This window comes from Aminobacter sp. P4_D5 (assembly GCF_056401815.1).
Genome location: NZ_JBFUIP010000853.1, coordinates 1 through 653 on the forward strand (window position 1 = coordinate 1; position 653 = coordinate 653).

Annotated in this window: 2 protein-coding genes; both read right to left on the bottom strand. The window is 68.3% G+C overall.

Annotated features, from left to right (window positions below):
• The coding region (locus AC1DWF_RS35395; RefSeq protein WP_476843133.1) for a 50S ribosomal protein L4 at window positions 1–292 on the bottom strand (292 nt) is incomplete at its 3' end.
• 10 nt (window positions 293–302) lie between these two features.
• The coding region (gene rplC / locus AC1DWF_RS35400) for a 50S ribosomal protein L3 (RefSeq protein WP_476843134.1) at window positions 303–653 on the bottom strand (351 nt) is incomplete at its 5' end.

Sequence of the window (653 nt, forward strand, 5' to 3'; positions counted from 1 at the left end):
AGCCGTGGTCGCGCACGACCGGGCCATGCACCACGCCGCCCTTGCGGAACTGCGGAGCGCGCAGCGAGCCCTGACGAGCGGAGCCCGTGCCCTTCTGGCGGTACGGCTTCTTGGTCGTGCCGGAGACCTCGCCCATGCCCTTGACCTTGTGCGTGCCGGCCCGGCGCTTCGCGAGCTGCCAGTGGACGACGCGGGCCATGATGTCGGCGCGGGGCGCGGTGCCGAACAGGTCGTCCGGCAGATCGGCTTCGCCGGCCGGCGCATTATCCAGCGTGATGACAGAAAACTGCATTGTCCTACCCTCAGACCGTCGCCGCGGGGAACGGCGCATCGGCCGGACGCGCGCGCTTCACGGCGTCGCGCACCAGCACATAGCCTCCGGCGGAACCCGGAATGCAGCCCTTGATGAGCAGCAGACCGCGCTCGGCATCATGGCCCGCCACCACCAGGTTCTGGGTGGTGATGCGCTCGACGCCGAGATGGCCCGCCATCTTCTTGTTCTTGAAGGTCTTGCCGGGATCCTGACGGTTGCCGGTCGAACCATGCGAACGGTGGCTGATCGACACGCCGTGCGAGGCCTCGAGACCCGAGAAGTTCCAGCGCTTCAAGGCGCCGGCAAATCCCGTGCCCTTCGAGGTGCCGGTGACGTCCAC